1 pseudogene is annotated in these 548 nt (G+C 71.5%); it reads right to left on the bottom strand.

Features of this window, described 5'->3' with window-relative positions:
- Positions 1-43: 43 nt before the first annotated feature.
- Positions 44-548 (bottom strand): annotated as a pseudogene (locus tag ACFFJG_RS18400) (malate dehydrogenase); the annotation flags it as partial.

Genomic DNA, 548 nt, shown 5'->3' with positions numbered 1-548 from the left:
CGCCGACTCGGCGTGGTCGTGCGGCGCACTCGCGCCGACTCGCTCAGATCAGGCCGAGCTCCGTGACCGCGGCGCGCTCGTCTGCGAGCTCGGCGGTGGAGGCGTCGATGCGGGCGCGCGAGAAGTCGTCGATCTCCAGGCCCTCGACGATCGACCAGTCGCCGCCGGAGGTGGTGACCGGGAAGGACGAGATCAGGCCCTCAGGGACGCCGTACTCGCCCTGGGAGACGACGGCCATCGAGACCCAGTCGTCGGCGGGGGAGCCGAACAGCCAGTCGCGGGCGGCGTCGATGGTCGCCGACGCGGCCGACGCGGCCGAGGAGGAGCCGCGGGCGTCGATGATCGCGGCACCGCGCTTGGCGACGGTCGGGATGAAGTCGTTCTCCAGCCAGGCCTGGTCGCCGACGAGCTCGGCGGCGTTCTGGCCCTTGACCTCGGCGTGGAACAGGTCGGGGTACTGGGTGGCGGAGTGGTTGCCCCAGATCGTCATCTTCTTGATGTCGGTCACCGCGGCACCGGTCTTCGCCGCGAGCTGCGAGATCGCGCGG

It is taken from the genome of Nocardioides zeicaulis (assembly GCF_042432345.1).
In the GTDB taxonomy this organism is placed as follows: Bacteria; Actinomycetota; Actinomycetes; order Propionibacteriales; family Nocardioidaceae; genus Nocardioides; species Nocardioides zeicaulis.
This window is presented reverse-complemented; position numbering and strand designations above follow the sequence as displayed.